Annotated in this window: 15 protein-coding genes; all 15 read left to right on the top strand. The window is 49.7% G+C overall.

Annotated features, from left to right (window positions below):
* The first annotated feature begins 358 nt into the window (after window positions 1-358).
* The 15 genes from AB1757_27745 (at window position 359) to AB1757_27675 (ending at window position 19,980) form a co-directional block, all read left to right on the top strand.
* Window positions 359-1,285, top strand: a complete 927-nt coding sequence (locus AB1757_27745) for a cobalamin-binding protein (protein MEW6130855.1) — start codon at window positions 359-361, stop codon at window positions 1,283-1,285.
* Window positions 1,286-1,398: 113 nt separating this feature from the next.
* A complete protein-coding gene (locus AB1757_27740; GenBank protein MEW6130854.1) occupies window positions 1,399-2,439 on the top strand; it encodes a hypothetical protein in 1,041 nt (346 codons plus the stop codon).
* Between the two features lie 42 nt (window positions 2,440-2,481).
* Window positions 2,482-2,835, top strand: a complete 354-nt coding sequence (locus AB1757_27735; GenBank protein ID MEW6130853.1) for a hypothetical protein — start codon at window positions 2,482-2,484, stop codon at window positions 2,833-2,835.
* A gap of 16 nt (window positions 2,836-2,851) precedes the next feature.
* Window positions 2,852-3,241 carry a RidA family protein gene (locus tag AB1757_27730; GenBank protein MEW6130852.1) on the top strand — a complete coding sequence of 130 codons (390 nt, stop codon included), beginning with the start codon at window positions 2,852-2,854 and terminating at the stop codon, window positions 3,239-3,241.
* A 13-nt stretch (window positions 3,242-3,254) separates the two neighbouring features.
* Entirely contained in the window at window positions 3,255-3,716 is a 462-nt protein-coding gene (locus AB1757_27725) for an MOSC domain-containing protein (GenBank protein MEW6130851.1), read from the top strand.
* Window positions 3,717-4,372: 656 nt separating this feature from the next.
* A complete protein-coding gene (locus AB1757_27720) occupies window positions 4,373-6,733 on the top strand; it encodes a PAS domain S-box protein (protein ID MEW6130850.1) in 2,361 nt (786 codons plus the stop codon).
* A gap of 2 nt (window positions 6,734-6,735) precedes the next feature.
* A complete protein-coding gene (locus AB1757_27715) occupies window positions 6,736-7,182 on the top strand; it encodes a response regulator (GenBank protein MEW6130849.1) in 447 nt (148 codons plus the stop codon).
* Between the two features lies 1 nt (window position 7,183).
* Window positions 7,184-9,856: a PAS domain S-box protein gene (locus tag AB1757_27710; protein ID MEW6130848.1), complete on the top strand. Its 2,673-nt coding sequence runs from the start codon at window positions 7,184-7,186 to the stop codon at window positions 9,854-9,856.
* Between the two features lie 323 nt (window positions 9,857-10,179).
* The gene (locus AB1757_27705) at window positions 10,180-10,401 is read left to right on the top strand and encodes a hypothetical protein (protein MEW6130847.1); all 222 of its coding nucleotides are present in this window, start codon (window positions 10,180-10,182) and stop codon (window positions 10,399-10,401) included.
* A 145-nt stretch (window positions 10,402-10,546) separates the two neighbouring features.
* Window positions 10,547-11,896 carry a class I SAM-dependent methyltransferase gene (locus AB1757_27700; GenBank protein MEW6130846.1) on the top strand — a complete coding sequence of 450 codons (1,350 nt, stop codon included), beginning with the start codon at window positions 10,547-10,549 and terminating at the stop codon, window positions 11,894-11,896.
* Window positions 11,896-13,641, top strand: coding sequence for a sulfatase-like hydrolase/transferase (locus AB1757_27695; protein ID MEW6130845.1), 1,746 nt, complete (start codon window positions 11,896-11,898; stop codon window positions 13,639-13,641). Before AB1757_27700 ends, AB1757_27695 begins: the two co-directional genes overlap by 1 nt.
* Before the next feature lie 241 nt (window positions 13,642-13,882).
* On the top strand, window positions 13,883-15,634 hold the full coding sequence (locus AB1757_27690; protein MEW6130844.1) for an amidohydrolase family protein: 1,752 nt from the start codon (window positions 13,883-13,885) through the stop codon (window positions 15,632-15,634).
* Between the two features lie 81 nt (window positions 15,635-15,715).
* Complete coding sequence (locus tag AB1757_27685; GenBank protein ID MEW6130843.1) at window positions 15,716-17,206, top strand: amidohydrolase family protein; 1,491 nt, start codon at window positions 15,716-15,718, stop codon at window positions 17,204-17,206.
* Window positions 17,203-18,522, top strand: coding sequence for an amidohydrolase family protein (locus tag AB1757_27680; protein MEW6130842.1), 1,320 nt, complete (start codon window positions 17,203-17,205; stop codon window positions 18,520-18,522). Before AB1757_27685 ends, AB1757_27680 begins: the two co-directional genes overlap by 4 nt.
* A 180-nt stretch (window positions 18,523-18,702) precedes the next feature.
* Window positions 18,703-19,980, top strand: coding sequence for a DUF5666 domain-containing protein (locus tag AB1757_27675; protein ID MEW6130841.1), 1,278 nt, complete (start codon window positions 18,703-18,705; stop codon window positions 19,978-19,980).
* The last annotated feature ends 76 nt before the right edge of the window (window positions 19,981-20,056 follow it).

The raw sequence follows: 20,056 nt of genomic DNA, 5'->3' as shown, positions 1-20,056 counted from the left end.
GTTTGCATGGCATAAAAACAATTAATGAATTGGTGATGGGCTTACGGAAAAAGACCTGGCTGATTTTCAAATTGAATTTCCCAGCGGATGCGGCGGATTAAGCGGATGAGTGCGGATTTTTTAATCGATAAATTCGATTCATCATTGCTAACCCCTGAATAATTTTATCCGTCCTCATCCGCCGCATCCGCAAAATCCGCTGGGAAGCCAACCTTGAGTAGTGGCACAATGACTTTCCGTAGCAAACGCTGGACTTCAATCGGTTCGTGGAGCCTGCATTAGACCTATCGAACAATCATTGAAGTTTAATTCGTGCGGACGCTTAACGAAGTTTTTTAGAAAGGGTTCATTATATTCTGTGACTCACCCGAGAATTATTTCACTCATCGCCAGTTCAACTGAAATCGTTTGCGCTTTGGGAATGCAGCAATTTTTAGTCGGACGTTCGCACGAATGCGACTTCCCCGCTACCGTCAAACGGCTGCCGGTTTGCACCGCGCCGAAATTCAATGTCGAAGGCAGCAGTTACGAAATTGACCAGCGCGTCAAAGCCGTGTTGCAGGAAGCCTTGAGCGTTTATCGGGTTGACGCCGAACTTTTGGAAAAATTGCAACCGACGCACATCATCACGCAGGCGCAATGCGAAGTCTGTGCGGTCTCTTTGAAAGATGTTGAACGGGCTGTATGCGAACTCACCAGTTCACATCCGCAAATCGTTTCGCTTGAACCGAACGCCCTCGTGGATATCTGGCGCGATATTCAAAAAGTCGCCGATGCCTTAAATATTTCCGAACGCGGTGAACAGTTTATCGAACAGGCAAAAGCCCGCCTGCAGACGATTGCCGAACGCGCCCAACAACTTGACCATCATCCGACGCTTGCCTGCATCGAATGGATAGAGCCGCTCATGGCGGCGGGCAACTGGATGCCTGAACTTGTGGAGATGGCGGGCGGCACCAACCTGTTTGGCGAAGCGGGAAAACATTCGCCGTGGATGAGTTGGGAAGCGTTGGTCGCCAAAGACCCCGAAGTGATAGTCGTGACGCCTTGCGGATTCGATATAGCGAGAACCCTTGAAGAGATGGCGTTGCTGGCGACGAAACCGGAGTGGAAGCGTTTGCGCGCCGTGCAACAGCAGCGCGTTTTTGTTGCAGACGGCAATCAGTATTTCAATCGTCCGGGTCCGCGTGTGGTCGAATCTCTGGAAATTTTCGCGGAAATTCTGCATCCCGAAATTTTTCAATTCAACCACGAAGGCAGCGGTTGGATGCGATATAGTGAATGAGCGCACATTTCTTATAAAAAATAGCCTGATTTAAAAAGCGAAAACATTATGCTTGTTTGGTCGGGCAGCCGTCATATAATCGGCTTTGCACTATTTTTTGAAAGGCATTAAATATGAATCAGGAAATCGAAATCAGTTCTCCCAAAGAAGTCGTCGAACCGAAACGCATCAAACAACCGCCGTTGTTTTTTGACCACACCCAGATGATTATTTCCCGCCTCGAAGAGATCACCGGATATAAAACGCTGGTCTACTGGACCTCATTCAGAGGCAATGTTTGCGATAACGATGTCGTGGCGCTTTACGAAATATTTAAAAAAATCGGACAGGGCGAAACCCTCGCCGTCTTTATCAAATCAGGCGGCGGCGATGTCGAAGCGGCATTGAGAATCGTCAACCTCATTCGCGAATATTACAAAAATATCATCGCTCTGGTTCCCCTGGAATGCGCTTCGGCAGCGACCATGATGGCGCTTGGCGCAAACGAAATTCGTATGGGTCCGCTTGCCCATTTGACGGCGATTGATTCATCGCTCACCCACGACCTGTCGCCGGTTGACCATATAGACAATCGCCGCGTCAGCGTCAGTCAAGACGTCATGAGCCGCATTGTGAACCTGTGGAATCACAATGCCAAAGACCATCACGAAAATCCTTATGCGGAAGTCTTCAAATACATTCACCCGCTGGTCGTGGGCGCGATTGATCGGTCGAGTTCGCTGTCAATAAAAATCTGTCAGGAGATTTTGTCTTATCACATCAACGACGAACAGGAATGCAAGCGCATCAGTCAGCATTTGAATGCCAATTATCCTTCGCACAGTTATCCGATTACCGCGCGCGAAGCCAAACGCATCGGTTTGAAAGTCACAACGCTTGATGAAACAGTCAATGAATCGCTGCTCGATTTGAACAAACTCTATTCGGGAATGGCGCAAAAAGCCATCACCGATTTCGATGAGTATAACTATCACGACAATGAAATTCTCAACATTCTGGAAGCCGGCAACATTCAAATCTATTACCAGAATGACAAGGACTGGAATTACATTCGCGAAGAGCGGCGTTGGCAAACCCTCAATGATGAAAGCTCGTGGCGAACCCTTGAAGTAATTAACGGTGAAAAAGTTCGTTCAACCTTGCACATTCGCTAAACAGTAATTTAATCGTTGTATCAAGCCCCACAGGGCAATGGCATGAAGTTAAGGAAAACGGTAGCGCAGACTGTCGAGTCTGCGCCGATTTATGAAAGTCCGTCCTCAAAATTTCAAGGAGTCTTCGACGAAAATTGCCGCTACCCTTCAGGGGTTGAACCATTGCTTGACTTGTACCCAACGCGATGCGTTGAGCTTTTGGATTATACCCCTATGGGGCGTTTAAACGGTTCCATCAATCTCAACCGCTATATCGGTTGGCGAAAACCCGATTCAGCAATGCCGCCAATTTATCACTTACGCATCGGGGTATGGCATTGTGATAAATTGGCGGCAGGGGTTTTTAATGGCAACAGGAAATCCCGCCGAAAGTATTTTCCAGACCTTGATGCCTGACGCTACAATGCAACCTATGAAAAGAGAAAATATTTCAAGCGGAATGCCCTGGGAACCGGTGGTCGGCTATTCGCGAGCCGTGCGCATCGGCAATACGATTTATGTATCCGGCACCACCGCAACCGATGAAGCGGGCGCGATTGTCGGCATCAATGATGCTTATGCGCAAACCATTCAAACCATCAAAAATATCGAACGCGCCTTGCACAAAGCCGGTGCGCAACTTGCGGATGTCGTGCGCACGCGCATCTATGTAACCAACATTGCTGAATGGGAGAAAATCGGCAAAGCGCATGGCGAGTTTTTCTCAAACATAAGACCGGCAACGTCGATGGTTGAAATCAGACGTCTGATTTCGCCTGAAATGCTGGTTGAAATCGAAGCCGTCGCCGTAGTCAACGACTAAACGAGGCATTGAGATGAGCACCGGAAAACTCGCAGCGATTTGGATTAAACGAGCGAAACGCGGCCCGATGGATGCGGTTGAAAAGGCTCTATTGGTTGCCGGTCGCGGCTTGAGAGGCAATGCCAATCAAGGCGGCAAACGTCAGGTCACAATCATCGCTCAAGAAACCTGGGAAGCGGTCATGCAGCAGTTGAACGCCGAGCTATCGCCGGCGACGCGACGCGCCAATTTAATGGTCACGGGAATTTTGCTGGCAAAAACTCGCGGGCAGATTTTGCGCATCGGCAATTGTCGCATTCAAATTTATGGCGAAACCCGCCCCTGTGAACGGATGGATGAAGCCCTTTCAGGTTTGCGCGAAGCATTAAAAACCGATTGGGGCGGCGGGGTATTCGGCGAGGTTTTGGACGATGGTGAAATCGCTGTGGGTGACGCGGTGATTATGGAGAGCGAACCTCTCAACCCAAAAATCTAATAAAATAACCGCCGGTATCAAATCGTGTGTGCGCCCCAAACCCGCGTTGCCATAAAGTCCGGCAAGTTCCCCCGGTGGGGTTACTGGTGATTTTTATCCGGTCGTATTCAACGGCATTCGCCGGATTTCATATATTCGGAATTGCGCAAATTCTTGAGATATAAATCGATTTATTTAACCGGCGTTCAAGAAACCAACTGACCATTTAAACTAAATTGTCATCCGGCTCAGACCATAAAATTCTTTTAACTCAAACATCGGATGTTAAGGGTCGCCTGATCTTGATGGTGAATCGCATTTAAGCGGTTTTATATATTTTATGGTTGCACGATGGTGATGCCATATTACGAACCGATACTCCTGGGGAATTCTGCTTTCAGAATAGATACAATATCTTGCTTTTTAAAAGCCCCGAACGTAATATGAGCTTGTTTCTAGCGAACCTTTCGGGTTATCGGTAAATAACATTTTGTATAGGGTGACGATCTCCGTCTCTTAATTGACAGTTTCAAAATGAGCATCCGACTCCCCGAAGATGCTAATCGAAATGGCGGTATGAAGTACGGGTTAATGTTAAAGACCACAAGCATCTGTGGCTAACGCGGTGTTTTCACTATTAATAGTGATTTTCAGCGGGGGGTGGGAGAAGTATGTTTATGAAAGCGGTAGTTACCCCCATTATCTTTTATGATTTGACGGGTGAAATAATTGGCTGGAACAAGGATGCGGAAAAGCTTTTCGGTTACGCGGCAACGGAAATATTAGGTTCCTCATTTACCCGCCTGACTCCCGAAAATCATCTGGAAAAAGTCCGGCAAATTTTCCAATGTCTCAAACAATGCCAGTCCACCATTTCAATACCCACGGTGCGCCTTGATAAAAACGGAGAATCCATTGCCGTTCAGGGCACTTATTCGGTAATCAAAAATCGGGCAGGCGAGGTTGTCAGTTTTTCGGAAACCCTGGAATCTCCCACAGAACCCTTTGCAATCGCACAATCAAACGACGCTTGGGCGCATCAGCATCAACCGTTTATTGAAAAAAAGAGACTTGAACAAATCCCTTCGGAGGTTATTCAAAGCGCAACCGCCATCACCAACAGCCAACCGGCGGAAACGCCATTACCACATCAGGACGAGTGGTATCGCGCCATCATCGAACACAGTCAGGATAGTGTCGTGGTGATAGCCGCCGATAACCATATCAACTATGTCAGCCCTTCTGCGGTTCGCGTCGAAGGTTACTCGGCAGAAGAACTGCTTGGGCGCAACGGATTAGAGAATACCCATCCCGACGATATCCCTTACGTTCAACAGATTATTGAGCGATTAATCGCCAATCCCGGAACCCCGATGCCGGTGCTCTGGCGGCGGCGTCATAAAAACGGCAACTGGTTATGGCTGGAAGGAACCGCCACTAATTTATTGAATAATCCGGCAGTGCGCGGCATCGTCACCAATTACCGGGATGTCACCGAACGCTTACAAGCTGAGGAAAATCTCCGCCGTGAACGCGCCCAGATTGAAGCGGTATTTCAGGCGATTCAAGAAGGATTGGTGGTTTCCGATATGACCGGCAATCTGTTCATGATTAATGAAGCCGAAGCCCGTATCAACGGCTTTGCTTCCGTCGATGAGATGAAGCAGAGCCTGGCGTTTTATGCCGAACGTTACGAACTGCGGACTCCTGACGGAGACCTTCTGCCCTTTGAAAATTGGCCGTTAAATCGTGTGCTCAGAGGCGAAGCGATTAAAGACTGGGAATTGCTTGGACGGCGAAAAGATACCGGACAACAATGGGTTTTCAGCTTCAGCGGCGAACCGGTGTTTGATCAACAAGGCGAACAAATTCTCGCGGTTATTGGAACGCGCGACATCACCGAACAGAAGCGCGCCGAAAAAGCCTTGCGCGAAAGTGAAGCGTTGTTTTCAACCGTCTTTCGCGTCAGCCCCGTGAGTATCGTTATCACCAAACTCGAAGACGGCACCTATCTCAATGTCAATGACGCATTCTTGAAACGTTATGGGTTGACCCGCGAAGCGGTCATCGGTCGAACCTCAACAGAATTGAGCTTGTGGGCAAATCCCGCTCACCACACCGAAATGTATGAACGGCTGCGTCAGCAAGGGTACATCCACAATTTTGAAACCCGGTATCGTAAGCTCTCCGGAGAGCTTGGCGATATTTTACTTTCGGCAGAAATCATTGACCTCGCCGGTCAAGCCTATGTGTTGAGTCTGGGCTATGACATTACCGAAAGAAAACAGGCGGAAGAGACGGTACATCAACTCAACCTTGAACTCGAAGCCCGCGTCAAACAACGAACCGCGCAACTGGAGGCTGCCAATCAGGCGCTCGAATCGTTCAGCTATTCGGTGTCGCACGATTTGCGCGCGCCGCTGCGCACCATCGACGGATTTTCGCAAGCCGTGCTTGAAGATTACGGGTCGCTTTTACCGGCAGAAGGTCAACGCTATCTGCACATCATTTGTGATGGGGCAAACCACATGCGGCAGTTGATCGATGATTTATTGCAGTTTTCGCAAGTCAGCCGTCACACCTTAATCAAACAAACAGTGAATAGCCGAGAGCTTGTGCAAATGGCGCTTGATGAATTAAGCGCCGAAAAGCGGCAACAGCTTGAAATTCAACTCCGGGATTTACCCGAATGCACAGGCGATGCGCAATTACTCAAGCAGGTCTGGATTAATCTTTTATCCAATGCCTTGAAATACACACGCGGATGCGCCCCGGCCATCGTTGAGATTGGCTGTGTGCAGGAAGCCGGTAAAGATACCTTCTTCGTCCGCGATAACGGGGTCGGGTTCGATATGGCTTATGCCGGTAAATTATTTGGCGTGTTTCAGCGGTTGCATCGTGCAGAAGATTTTGAAGGAACCGGAGTCGGGCTTTCAATCGCGCGCCGTATCATTGATCGGCATGGCGGCAAAATCTGGGCAGAATCAATTGTTGATCAGGGCGCGACTTTTTATTTCACCTTGCACGAGGAGCCGTGACGATGAATGAAGCCATTGAAATTCTACTTGTCGAAGATAATCCGCACGAGCGGGAATTAACCATTAGAGCGTTAAAAAAGGCGCATCTCGCCAACCATATTCAAGTCGCTCGCGATGGCGTCGAAGCCCTGGAGTTTATTTTCTGCGAAGGGGCATTTGCTCATCGGCAAATCGAAGATCAACCCAAGGTCATCCTCCTGGATTTAAACCTCCCCAAGGTAAACGGGCTGGAAGTGTTGCAACGCATTAAAAGCGACCCGCGCACTGCTTCGATTCCCGTCGTCATGTTGACCTCATCAAAAGAACAGGAAGATGTCATTGAAAGTTACAAACTCGGCGTCAACAGCTATATCGTCAAGCCGGTAAATTTTGAAAGCTTCTCGGCAGCCGTTCACAATCTGGGAATGTACTGGCTGCTGCTCAACCAATTGCCAAAGCTGGAGAAGTGAAATGCCCCAAGCCATTCGCGTCCTCGTTGTCGAAGACAACCCCAATGATGCCGAACTGATTATTCGCGAACTAAACCGCTCAGGGTTTGCGCCTGAGTGGCATCGTGTGGATACTGAAAAAGCCTACCTTGAAAAACTTCATGCTGATTTAGCTGTGATTATTTCAGATTATCAGTTGCCGCAATTCAACGGCTTGCGGGCTTTGGAATTAGCCAAACAACACCAACCCGACGTGCCGTTCATTATCGTTTCAGGAACGATTGGCGAAGAACTTGCCGTTGCCGCAATGAAACTTGGCGCTGCCGATTATCTGCTCAAAGACCGCCTGGCGCGTCTGGGGCTTTCGGTCACCCAGGTGTTAGAACAAAGCCGCCTGCGTCTGGCGCATCGGCTGATGGATGAAGCGATCAGACAGGCTGAGGCGCGTTATCGTTCGATTTTTCAAAATGCCATAGAAGGGCTGTATCAAAGCACTCCCGACGGTCGCTTTATTACGGTAAATCCGGCAATGGCGCGGATTTTTGGCTATGATTCGCCCAATGATTTAATCTCACACATTACCAACATCGAAGAACAACTCTATGTTGACCCGGCGCGACGCGCTCAGTTTATCGAAGCTCTGCAAATCGCCGGTTCGGTCACGAACTTTGAAATTCAAGCGAAACGTAAAGACGGCAGTTTGATCTGGATTGCCGAACACACCCGCGCCTTTCGCAACGAACACGGCGAGTTGTATTACGAAGGCATCCTGCATGACATCAATGAACGCAAACTGACGGATGCGGCTTTGCGAAAGAGCGAAGAAGAGTTCCGCACCCTGGCGGATAATCTTCCCGTGGTGGTTGTCCGTTACGACAGGGATTTGCGCATTCGATACATCAACGCCGCTGTCGAAGCAACGTTTAAACAACCGCGTTCCGCAATCATTGGGCGCAAGCCAACAGAAATCGTGAATTTGACTCAGGGGCAGTTATGGGAAACCGCCATTCAAGAGGTTTTCGATTCGGGCAATACTGAGCTGTTGGAATACGACTATCAAGGACGTAAAGGACTTCGTTATGTGTCGGCGAGGCTCGTGCCGGAACACAACGCGGCGCAGGAAATTCACAGCGTACTGGCAATCGTTCAGGATATTACCAATCGGAAACGCGCCGAAGAGGAGGTGCGCAGGAGCGAAGAGCGTTATCGTTCACTGGCGCTATCGACTTCTCAAATCGTTTGGACGCTCGACCCGCAGGGCAATCTCACCAGCATCACCAATATCGAAAATACGCTGGGCGATGAATATGACCCGTTTAACTGGCTCATCAGTATTCACCCGGACGACCGCGAGCGCGTCGCCAAAAAATTTGAAGAGGGTCTCCGGCATCAGGTTCCGTTTGATGTCGAATACCGGCAAATCCACCTGGATAAAACCTATCATACCTATATTGCCAACGCCGTGCCGATCATCGAAGAAACTGGCACGGTGCGCGAATGGGTAGGCTCTTCGCTGGATATTACCGAACGCATACGCCTCGAAGAACAGTTACGCCAGTCACAAAAAATGGAAGCCATCGGTCAACTCGCGGGCGGTGTGGCGCACGATTTTAATAACCTGCTGACGGTCATCATCGGCTACAGCCAGCTAGGGAAAGATGTTCTCGATAGCAGCCACCCGCTTTACAGTAAATTTGAGATGATTGAAAAAGCCGGTCGCAGCGCCGCCTCGTTGACGGGACAATTGCTGGCGTTCTCGCGCCGGCAAATTCTGCAACCGATAGTTTTTAATTTGAATGACACGGTTGCCAATATTGAAAATATGTTGCGCCGCTTAATTGGCGAAGATATTGAACTGATCATTAAACTGGCTGCGGATTTGGGCGTCGTGAAAGCCGATCCCGGTCAAATCGAACAAATCATCTTTAATCTTGCGGTCAATGCCCGCGATGCCATGCCGCAGGGCGGCAAACTGATTATTGAAACCCACAATGCTGACCTGGACGAAACCTATGCGCGCAATCATATCGCCGTGACCACCGGCGCGTATGTCATGCTTGCCATCAGCGATACCGGAGCCGGGATTCCCAAAGAGATTCAGGAACGCATTTTTGAACCCTTCTTTACCACCAAAGAGACTGGTAAAGGAACCGGACTCGGATTATCAACCGTTTATGGCATTGTCAAACAGACCGGCGGAAATATCTGGGTTTACAGTGAAGTGGATAAAGGAACTTCATTTAAAATTTATCTTCCACGAACCCCTGAAGCATCCCTAACTACCAAGACTCAAATTTCGGCAGTTGATTCGTTAAAAGGGTCTGAAACGATTTTACTGGTCGAAGATGAAGAGATGATTCGCGGACTTGCGCGAATCATTCTCGAAAGCAGCGGGTACATCATCCTCGAAGCGAAAAACGCCCGTGAGGCGCTGGAAGTCTGTCAGCACTATCAGGGAACCATTGATTTAATGATTACCGATGTGGTGATGCCCGGAGCCAGTGGACGCGAATTGGCTGAAACGCTTAAAGGGCTTGGTTATCAAATGAAAGTGCTTTATGTTTCAGGCTACACCGAAAATACCATTGTCCATCACGGCATTCTCGATGCCGATATTCCCTTTCTGCAAAAGCCTTTCACACCGGACGCCCTGACCCGCAAGGTAAAAGAGTTACTGTTAAACCAGGCAACCTGATAAAGGTTCATCCAGCCTTATAGCTGTCAACTAAAGTTGACGGCTATTCATTGGCGACATTCCATCACAGTTACTTCACTGGCGGATCATTAAAAAAGTATTGAACTGCTTTTCTCTTTTGTTATGATAATTGGGCAAATAAAAACTGTTGATTGATTTTTATTTGAATTGCAATGTCCCTTCGGTACTCACCTTTGGCATTTGCCCTGTCGTAATCAGAACAATAATAAATTCAACCATAGTGGTCTCACCCCTCTTTGAGCAGTTGCGTTTTAATCTCCCCAACTATTTTTGATCACGCTCCTCAATTAAGGAGGTAACTCATGAAAGTTTCAAAATTATTTTTCTGGGTTCTCATTCTTTTAATTGCTACTCAAACCCAGGTACACGCCTATACCGATCCGGGTTCCGGCACCTTAATCTGGCAGATGTTACTGGCAGCATCATTCGGATTGGCGTTTTATTTGCGAAAAATTATCAGTTGGTTTCGCGCCTTAAAGCCACGTAAATCTTCCACTACATCAACAGATCGGACATCCGTCTGATGGCAAGTACCTGGCAGTTTATCAATCAGCGATGTTGCGACACACAGAAATAAAATCGCCTTCTTTTATGCGGTCGTTTCGTGACCCGGCAGGCTGCCTGTTGCTTACCAATGCTCGCGTTTTACGGGCAGTTAAAGCGGAAGCAATGGAGGAACTGAAAAGCTTTTTGGCGTCTTCAACGTTTCGCCAATTCCATCAACAAGGCGCTATCGTCAATACAGAGTTTCCGAATGAAGATGCGGCTCTTGCGCTTTTCTCATATCGTGAATCGGGAAAAACGTTTTCCGATTTTGGTGATTTTACGTTAGCGGAACATGAAAAAATCCCCTTTCAAAATTTCCCGTATGAATGGTCTCCGGGAATGTTATATGAAGCGGCACATCTGACCTTGGATTTAGCCGAAAGTTTGCTTGCAGAAGGAATGGGATTAAAAGACGCAACGCCCTATAACATTCTCTTCCGCGCCACCCAACCGGTTTTTGTCGATGTTTTATCGTTTGAAAACCGTCAGGCGAATGACCCGATATGGATGGCGCTGGCGCAATTTGAACGCACCTTTTTGTTACCGCTACTGACCAATAAATATTTCGGTATTGCGCTTGAACAATTGCTCACCACAAGGCGTGAGGGATTGGAACCCGAAGAGGTTTACAAACTTTGCAGAACCCTGCAAAAACTCAGACCGCCATTTTTAACCTGCGTGTCAATTCCGACCTGGCTCGGTCGCCGCCATCATCAGGATGATGTGACCATCTATCAAAAGCAGATGTTGAATAATCCTGAAAAAGCCCGGTTTATTCTGGAAACTTCATTCAAACGTTTACGCAAGGTGCTGGTTAAGCTAAAACCCGCGAGCAATCAGAAATCAACCTGGTCGGATTATCTCGACGCCAATAACAATTACACCCAAGAACATTTTCAAACCAAAGAGCAGTTTGTTCGGGAAGTCGTAGAAACCTCGCATCCCCGAAAGGTGTTGGATGTCGGGTGTAACACAGGTCATTTCAGCGCCATTGCCGCGCGCGCCGGCGCAAGCGTCGTTGCCATTGATTATGATCCGGTGGTTGTCGATCAGACACTGGTTCGCGCCAAAGCCGAGCATCTCGATATTCTGCCACTGGTCGTCAATCTGACGCGCCCGACGCCGGCAATGGGTTGGCGCAATCACGAATGTCCATCATTTCTTGAGCGGGCAAAGGGCAAATTCGATACCGTGCTGATGCTGGCGGTCATCCATCATATGTTAGTGACCGAACGCATTCCGCTCGCAGAAATCCTGCAACTTGCCGCCGAACTTTGTACCGAGCAATTGATTGTCGAATTTATTGCTCCTGCCGATTCGATGTTTCGCCGGTTGATGCGTGGCAGAGAACATCTATTTTCATACCTCACGCGCGAATTTTTTGAAGAAACCTGCAAACGCCATTTTGCAATTAGCGGTTCACAACACCTCGACGGAACCCATCGCTGGCTTTATTGGCTGAGAAAAAAATAATGCGAAACCAAATTCTCAAAGATGCAGCAAGAGCGTTGTCACTCGCGAATCTGTTTTTTACAAGCCAATGGATCGCTTTGTTGGATATTAATCATTTCTGGTTTGGCAAGTTTTCGCTTTTCAGTTTTAAAAACATCCTGGCATTACTGGTTAATGTATGCCTGTTCGGTGCCCTGCTTTTCGCGGCAATGCAACTCTTTCGTCGCTCTAAAAATGACCGCCTGTTGCAAACCGGACGCTTACTTTTTTCGCTGCTCTTTTTTCTGTTTGCGGCTGTTGCGATTTTGCCGCAATTATTCGGAAAAGATTTTAGCTTTCAAACGGCTTTACTGAGATCGGTCGGGTATTTCAACTTAACCGAACTTCGCGCCCTGGGAACCTTGATTACCGCTTCCACAGCCTTATTGCTCAAACACCGTTTGCGATATGGAATCGGCATCTTTGCGGGCGCGATTTTCTGGCTAGCCATTAAAACCGAATTCCTCATCGCCCTAACCATTTTGCTCATTGCCGTTTCGCTGGTGTTTATTTGGTTGCGCCATCATATCGTTAAAGTCACGCCAGTTTTAACTTTGATTCTGTTTCCTTTTTTTATCTGGACATCGGCTCAGGGAATTTATCTGATGAGTAAATCCTTCACCCACCCGCAGGCGACCAGAAATGCGGCAGCGCCTTCGTCGCAGCGAGTCGTGTGGATTGTTTTTGACGGTCTGGATTATTCTCAGTCTTTTGGCAAGCGAGCGGCAACGCTGAATCTCCCGGCGTTTGATGGGTTGCGTCAACAAGCCGTTTCAGCGAAGAATGCCTATCCGCCTGCGGGCTTCACGTTGATGTCAATTCCAGCATTATTTACTGGTCGTCTGGTTTCAAAGGTTCGTCCGGCTAGCCCTGCGGATATGTTGATAAATTTTGATGGAGCAAATGAATCACAAAGTCTCGCGGCAGAATCGACAGTCTTTTCCGATGCGTATGAATTAAATTACCGAACGGCGCTTGCGGGTTGGGCGATTCCCTATCACCGAATATTTGGCAAGCAATTGACCAGCGGCTTTGGTCAGGAAGTAAGGGACGAAAATCTCCTACATAATATGTGGGGTCATTTCAGACGGGCGATAGAGAATTTGCCCGGGTTTCCCGGGTTGAAAGCTATGGACAGTATGCAAAACAAATGGGAACGGCAGGAACACTGCAACGGCTATCGAAACATTTTGCAAGCGGCAAAGCCTATGGCGGCTAATTCCGATTATGGTCTGGTGTTCATTCACCTGCCGGTTCCTCATCCGCCGGGCATTTACGACCGCGAGAAGGCAGCCTTTGAGCTGGATGAAGAGAGTTGTTATCTTGATAATCTGGCGCTTGCCGACAAGGCATTGGGGGCGGTAAGAGAAGCGATGGAAGATGCGGGTGAATGGGATAAAAGCACAGTGATTGTCAGTTCAGACCATTGGTGGCGACCCTACATTTGGAAACCTACGCCATACTGGACAAAAGCCGATGATGAGGTGATTGAATCGGTTGAGAATGTCGATCATCGCATACCATTTATGGTGAAACTGCCGGGTCAGAAAGTCTCTATGGAGTATGAGCCGGCATTTAATACGGTGCTGACCAGAAACTTTATCGCAACTTTGTTGCGCAATCAGCTTCATTCAGCGGAAAACGTAAAAGCTTGGCTTGATGAGAATCGCTCAATCGCTGAAAGCCCCTATGCGTTTGAAAAGATTCCCGAAGGTTCAACACCTTGAAGTTTCAACGTCTCATATGAAAAAACGAGAAATTTATGCATCAATCGCCCGCACTTAAATCTTTGTAAACTCCTCTACATTCACATAAAAAGGTTTTTCAGCAATCAAACCCAATTATCCTGAACCGTGTTGCCTTGCAGTATGGCTTCGGTTGCTATAAATTGACAGCCGCTACAGTGGACACGGCGTAATTCACGATTTCATTCACTAATAAACCATAATTTGCAGGAGGCATGCACCAATGTCAGACAAAACCTTTTCGCGTCTGATGCGAAAGGCTGCTGTTCATCGCGCCAAATTTTATATCTTTTTGGCGCTGGTCGCGGGGTTGGCATTTGTACTCAATAGTAGCCAAACGGCGCGGCTCGATGATGCAGATGCTTATGCCATCAAAGATGCGCAGATCGTCACCGGCACCGGCAAGACGATTGCCAAAGGCACCATTGTGTTTCGCAACGGCCTGATTACAGAGGTTGGCGAAAATGTCAAAATCCCGGCTGATGCCCGCATCATCAATGGCGCAGGTATGGTCGTCTATCCGGGCTTCATTGATGGTTACACCAACCTCGGACTTCCGGCACCGCAACAACCGGCGACTCCCGCCGCGGGTGGCGCAGGTGGCAGACAGGCAGCGATTGCCGCAGCCGCTGCCGCAGGTCAGCAACCTGAATCCAACACCGGCGACCCGTCGAACTCCGCCGCTGAACAGGTCAAACCCGGCGGCACCAATGTCGAAGACGCGCGCAACGCCGGCATCACCACGGCACTTACTTCGGCGCGTCAGGGAATATTTGCAGGGCAAAGCGCGCTGATTAATCTCGCAGGCGATGACGCTGCAAAACTGGTTTTGCGTTCGCCTGTGGCGCTCACCGTCCAATTTTCAACCGGCTCATTTTTCGGCGGCGGCTATCCAGGCTCACTGATGGGCACTGTCTCTTACATCCGCCAGACCTTTTATGACGCGGTGCATTATCGCGATGAGTGGGACAGGTATAATCGCATCAAACGCGGCATCGCGCGCCCGCAAACTGATAAAAAGCTGGCGGCATTGCAACCCGCTTTGCGCGGCGAAATGCCTGTGATGTTCATCGCCAATTCCGACCAGGATATTCGTCGCGCATTGATGATTGCCGATGAATTCAAACTGAAACCGATCATCGGCGGCGCGCTTTATGGCTATCGTATTGCCGACAGATTGAAAGCGAAAAATATTCCCGTCGTGCTGTCGGTTGACTTCCCTGCCCGCGCCACCGATTTACCCGATGATGAAGATGAACCCATCAGAGTTTTGCGGATGCGCGCCGAAACCCCTAAGGGCGCGGCAATGCTCAATCAAGCGGGCGTCAAGTTCGCTTTCACTGCCGGAACCCAGCGTCCTGCCGATTTCCTGAGCAGCGTTCGCCGCGCGGTTGAAAACGGTCTATCGAAAGACGAAGCCTTGAAAGCCTTGACCATCAATGCCGCAGAAATTTTTGGCGTCAGTGAACAACTCGGCACCATCGAAGCCGGAAAGATTGCCAATCTTGTGGTAATGAGCGGCGATTTGTTTGCAAGAGAATCGCGGGTTCGCCACGTCTTCATCGACGGCTTACAATTCGAGGTCAGAAATACACCGCCTCAACAACAACGCTTTGGCGGCGGGCAAGGCAGACCCGGCGGACCAGGTGCGCCACCCCAACAAGCTAGAATCGCTGACCCCTCAGGCGAATGGAGTTTAATGGTCAATTCTCCGCAAGGCGATTTGAACGTCAAAATGAACATTCGCAAAGACGGCAACAACTACAGTGGCTCACTGGCAACCCCAATGGGCAATGCCGATGTGCGCGACATCGCAATGGAGGGCAATCGCCTGACGGCGCGGGTAACCATTCCTGCGGGCGGCAACAATATGGAAGCGACGATGACCGCGACCATTGATGGCGATGCGATTAAAGGCGTGCTGGCGCTTGGCGCGATGGGCGCATTCGATTTCACCGGCACGAGACCCAAGTAAATTGCGGATTGCGGATTGCGAATTGCGGATTTCCAGATGCGCAATTCAAGTAACGCTAATCTGCAATCGAACGGAGGATTTATGAAAACAAAAATTTATGCAGGCATATCGCTCATACTGATTTTGGTGATGGCGTTTCCGGTGTTTGCTAAAACCACCAAACGTAAAGCGACCCGCACAGCGCAGCCCAATACAGCTACGATGCAACGCAGCGGTTCGCGTGAAATGCTGATTAAAAACGCCACGATTATGACCGCTTCGCACGGCACCATTAAAAACGGTTCGATACTGGTGCGCGATGGCAAAATCGCGGCGGTCGGCGCCAATGTCAACTCCACAGACTCCAACGCAGTGGTCATTGACGCCACCGGCAAATATGTTACGCCGGGCATCATCGATTGCCACTCACACACTGCCGTTGAAGGCAGCGTCAACGAAGGCTCATTGTCCGTGACTTCAATGGTTCGCATACAGGATGTGATTGACCCTTATGCAGTCAACGTCTATCGCGAACTCGCTGGCGGACTCGTAACCTGCAATGTGTTGCACGGTTCGGCGAATGCCATCGGCGGACAAAACGCGGTAATCAAATTGAAAAAAGGCAAACCGGTTGACGAATGGTTCATTAAAGATGCGTTGCCAGGCATCAAATTCGCGCTCGGTGAAAATCCCAAACGCTCGAACAGTAATGCCATCATTCCCGGTCAACAACGTCGTTATCCCGGCACCCGCATGGGGGTTGAGGAGGTTATTCGCGAAGCCTTCATTCGCGCCAAAGAATATATGCGCGACTGGCAGGAATACGAAGCCGCGAAAGGCAAAGACCCGAATGCGGTTGCGCCGCGTCGCGATTTACAACTTGAAGCCCTCGTAGAAATTCTGCAAGGCAAACGCTTGCTCCATTCGCATTGCTATCGCGCCGATGAAATTCAGATGTTACTGGAACTCGGCGACGAACTCGGTTTCAAAGTCACCACCTTGCAACACGTCCTCGAAGGTTACAAAGTTGCCAAAGAGATTGCCGCGCACGGCACAGGCGGTTCGACCTTCTCGGATTGGTGGGCGTATAAACTCGAAGCCTACGACGCGATTCCCTACAACGCGGCGATTATGACCAACAAAGGCGTCGTCGTTTCCATCAATTCGGATTCCGACGAACATGCGCGTCGCCTTTACCTCGAAGCCGCAAAGACCATGAAGTATGGCGGACTCACGGAAGAACAGGCGCTCAGAACCATCACCCTCAATCCCGCGATGCAACTCAAAATCGATAAGCGTACAGGCTCGATTGATGTTGGCAAAGATGCCGACTTCGCGATTTTCAACGGTCATCCGTTCTCGGTCTATTCGCGAGTTGAAATGACCATCATCGAAGGCGAAGTTTATTTCGACCGTCAAAAAGATTTGGAAATGCGCGAGGCGATAAAGAAAGAAAAAGAAGAGTTGAAGAAGAAAGAGCGCGAGACTCGCGGCACCACGCCTGTCGGCAGACCGCAACCGACGACGCCGATGCCGAATGACGAAGAAATCATTGACGGTCATCACCACCCGGAAGATGGAGGTGCGAAATGACCAATAAAATCAAGGCTTTTTTCGTACTCGCAATGTTTTTGATGACCGTTTGCCTTGCGCCGTTTCAAACTGCTGCGCAAGCGAATGATACCTATGCGATTCGCAATGCCAGGATTGTCACGGTCACCGGCGCGACCATTGAAAAAGGCACTGTGGTTATTCAGAACGGTAAAATCGCGGCAGTTGGCGCAGGCGTTGCCGTGCCATCGGGAGCCAAAGTCATCGACGGCACAGGGCTTTCGGTTTACCCCGGCATGATTGATTCAGGCACCACAATGGGACTTGAAGAAATCGGTTCGGTTGCCGGCGGTCAAGACACTTCGGAAATCAGCGACAACAATGCCAACGTTCACGTCAATGTGTCCATTCACGCCGAAAGCTCACACATTCCGGTGGCTCGCGTGAACGGCATCACCACGACGCTCAGCGCTCCGCAAGGCGGCACCATTGCCGGGCAAAGCGCGCTCATCAATCTCGATGGTTGGACATGGAAAGAGTTGACTTTGAAAACCCCTGTGGCAATGCACATCAACTGGCCCGGCGCAGGTGGTGGACGCGGTGGCGGATTCGGCGGGTTCGGCGGCGGGCAACGTTCGATTACCGAGTTGCGCCGTCAACAAGACCGGCAAATCGAAGGATTGAAAAAAACCTTGCTTGACGCCAAAGCCTATGGCGATGCCAAAGACGCCCGCGCCAAAGATGCCAGTCTTCCGAAACTCGATGTCGATTTGAAAAAGGATGCCTTGATTCCCGTGGTGCGCGGGCAAATACCCGTGGTGGTTAATGCCAACAGCGCCCGCGACATCAAACGCGCCGTTGAATTCGCCAAAGAGTTGGGCTTGAAACTGATCATCTCCGGCGGCGTCGAAGCCAATCAGGTTGCCGAGTTGCTCAAAGCGAATAACGTGCCGGTCATTGTTGGACCGATTCTGCGTTTCCCGTCGAACGAAGACGACGGTTACGATGCGCCGTTCACCAATCCCGGATTGCTGGTCAAAGCGGGCGTCAAGATTGCGTTTCAAACTGCGGATTCGGCGTATGTGCGCAACCTGCCCTATCACGCAGGCATGGCTGCGGCTTTCGGCTTATCGAAAGAGGACGCGCTCAAAGCCGTGACCATCAATGCAGCGGAAATCTGGGGCGTCGCCGATAAAATCGGTTCCATTGAAACCGGCAAAATCGCCAATTTAATTGTCACTGATGGCGACCCGCTGGAAATCCTCACGCAAATCAAATACCTCTTCATTAACGGAAAACAGGTGCCGCTTACAAGCAAGCACACCGAGTTGAACGATAAATACAAAGCCCGACCGTAATCCGGCTTTCCAATTTATTTACTTCAATGGGCAGGCATCACCTGCCCTTATTTATTTGTTCACTAAAAAATTCAAGCCATAAATTTCCGGTATTTTTCTCCACCCCCATCGCTCTACTGTTTTGTGAGAGTGAGGGCCGGAGAAAATTACAGTCACGACAATTTGGAGGTCATGCAATTTATGAGAAGTAGTTTTGTTAAATTATCAAGCTTATTGATTCTGGTTTTAAGTTTATTGCCGATTCATTCATCCGCTTTAACTTTTACTGAAGATGTTAAATTCACGGGAATCGTGCAAGCCTTGCCGAGCGGCGGATTCATTGGCGATTGGCGCGTTGCCGATAAAGTGGTGCACGCATCGAGTTCGACAATTATCAATCACGAAGACGGCGTCATCACCGTTGGCGCGACCGTCAAGGTCGAAGGTTTCCCGCGCAGCGACGGCTCAATCGATGCAACCGAAATCGAATTGCGTCAGGCATCGCCCAATCCTTCACCGGGCGACATCAGCTTTAAAGGCACCATTCAAAGTTTCCCCTCATCGTTTGTGGGTGACTGGCAAATCGGCGGTAAAGTAATTCACGCGACCGCTTCAACCCGTATTGAAGCCGAAGTCGGGCCGGTTGCTGTCGGCGCATTTGCCGAAGTGAAAGGCACGTTGCGAGCCGATGGGTCGATGGATGCTACCAAAATTGAAATTCAATCAAGTGCAACGGGGGGTGACGGGCGAAGTGAAATTACCGCGATCATCGAACAATTGCCATCCAGCGGACTCATAGGGGATTGGCAGGTTGGCGGACGCGCGATTCACGTTACCTCATCAACAATGATCAATTTAGAACATGGCGCGGCAGTGGTCGGCGCACTCGTCGAAGTCAAAGGCAGTATGCGAACCGACGGTTCAATGGATGCCACCAGCATCGAAGTGAAATCCGGCAGTTCAAGCGGCGGCGGCAGTGGCAGTGGCAGCGGCGGCGGCGGGCAGGATGATGACCGCAACGAATTGCACGGCATCGTTCAGAGTTTTCCAAGCGGTTTAATCGGCGATTGGAGTGTCAGCGGACGCACGGTTCACGTCACCAGTTCGACTATTATCAATCTCGAACACGGGCAAGTAGCGGTTGGCGTTCTCGTCGAAGTCAAAGGCACCACACGCGCGGATGGGTCTCTGGATGCTGCGACTATCGAAGTGAAGACAGCCTCTTCGGTTGGCAGCAGCAGCCGTTCGGGTGAAGGCGATTCATTAAGCGTCAAAGGCGCGATTCAAACCTTGCCAGGCGACCCAACCTTAATTGGCGATTGGAAAGTCAAAGACCGCACCATTCACGTCACGACGACGACCAAACTGTCAACCGAACACGGCGCTTTTTCAGTCGGCAAATCGGTAAAAGTCAAAGGCTTGACCTTAGCCGATGGTTCAGTGCTGGCAACCAAAGTCATCCTTCGCGACAGCTTCTAAAAGGATTGAAAACTCGTTGAGGAAGCAGTCTTTGACCGCGACGAATTACCAGATGCATCGAAGACCGCCTCCTCAA

It is taken from the genome of Acidobacteriota bacterium, assembly GCA_040754075.1.
GTDB lineage: Bacteria > Acidobacteriota > Blastocatellia > UBA7656 > UBA7656 > JBFMDH01.
Note: the sequence above shows the minus strand (reverse complement) of the source record. Positions and strands in the feature narration are given on the sequence as shown.

Excerpts from the sequence above, each read along its gene's own strand:
- AB1757_27680 (MEW6130842.1), top strand. The coding sequence starts at position 17,203 with ATGACCAATAAAATCAAGGCTTTTTTCGTACTCGCAATGTTTTTGATG.
- AB1757_27690 (MEW6130844.1), top strand. The coding sequence starts at position 13,883 with ATGTCAGACAAAACCTTTTCGCGTCTGATGCGAAAGGCTGCTGTTCAT.
- AB1757_27710 (MEW6130848.1), top strand. The coding sequence starts at position 7,184 with ATGCCCCAAGCCATTCGCGTCCTCGTTGTCGAAGACAACCCCAATGAT.
- AB1757_27730 (MEW6130852.1), top strand. The coding sequence starts at position 2,852 with ATGAAAAGAGAAAATATTTCAAGCGGAATGCCCTGGGAACCGGTGGTC.
- AB1757_27705 (MEW6130847.1), top strand. The coding sequence starts at position 10,180 with ATGAAAGTTTCAAAATTATTTTTCTGGGTTCTCATTCTTTTAATTGCT.
- AB1757_27700 (MEW6130846.1), top strand. The coding sequence starts at position 10,547 with ATGGAGGAACTGAAAAGCTTTTTGGCGTCTTCAACGTTTCGCCAATTC.
- AB1757_27725 (MEW6130851.1), top strand. The coding sequence starts at position 3,255 with ATGAGCACCGGAAAACTCGCAGCGATTTGGATTAAACGAGCGAAACGC.
- AB1757_27715 (MEW6130849.1), top strand. The coding sequence starts at position 6,736 with ATGAATGAAGCCATTGAAATTCTACTTGTCGAAGATAATCCGCACGAG.
- AB1757_27685 (MEW6130843.1), top strand. The coding sequence starts at position 15,716 with ATGAAAACAAAAATTTATGCAGGCATATCGCTCATACTGATTTTGGTG.
- AB1757_27675 (MEW6130841.1), top strand. The coding sequence starts at position 18,703 with ATGAGAAGTAGTTTTGTTAAATTATCAAGCTTATTGATTCTGGTTTTA.
- AB1757_27695 (MEW6130845.1), top strand. The coding sequence starts at position 11,896 with ATGCGAAACCAAATTCTCAAAGATGCAGCAAGAGCGTTGTCACTCGCG.
- AB1757_27735 (MEW6130853.1), top strand. The coding sequence starts at position 2,482 with ATGAAGTTAAGGAAAACGGTAGCGCAGACTGTCGAGTCTGCGCCGATT.
- AB1757_27740 (MEW6130854.1), top strand. The coding sequence starts at position 1,399 with ATGAATCAGGAAATCGAAATCAGTTCTCCCAAAGAAGTCGTCGAACCG.
- AB1757_27720 (MEW6130850.1), top strand. The coding sequence starts at position 4,373 with ATGAAAGCGGTAGTTACCCCCATTATCTTTTATGATTTGACGGGTGAA.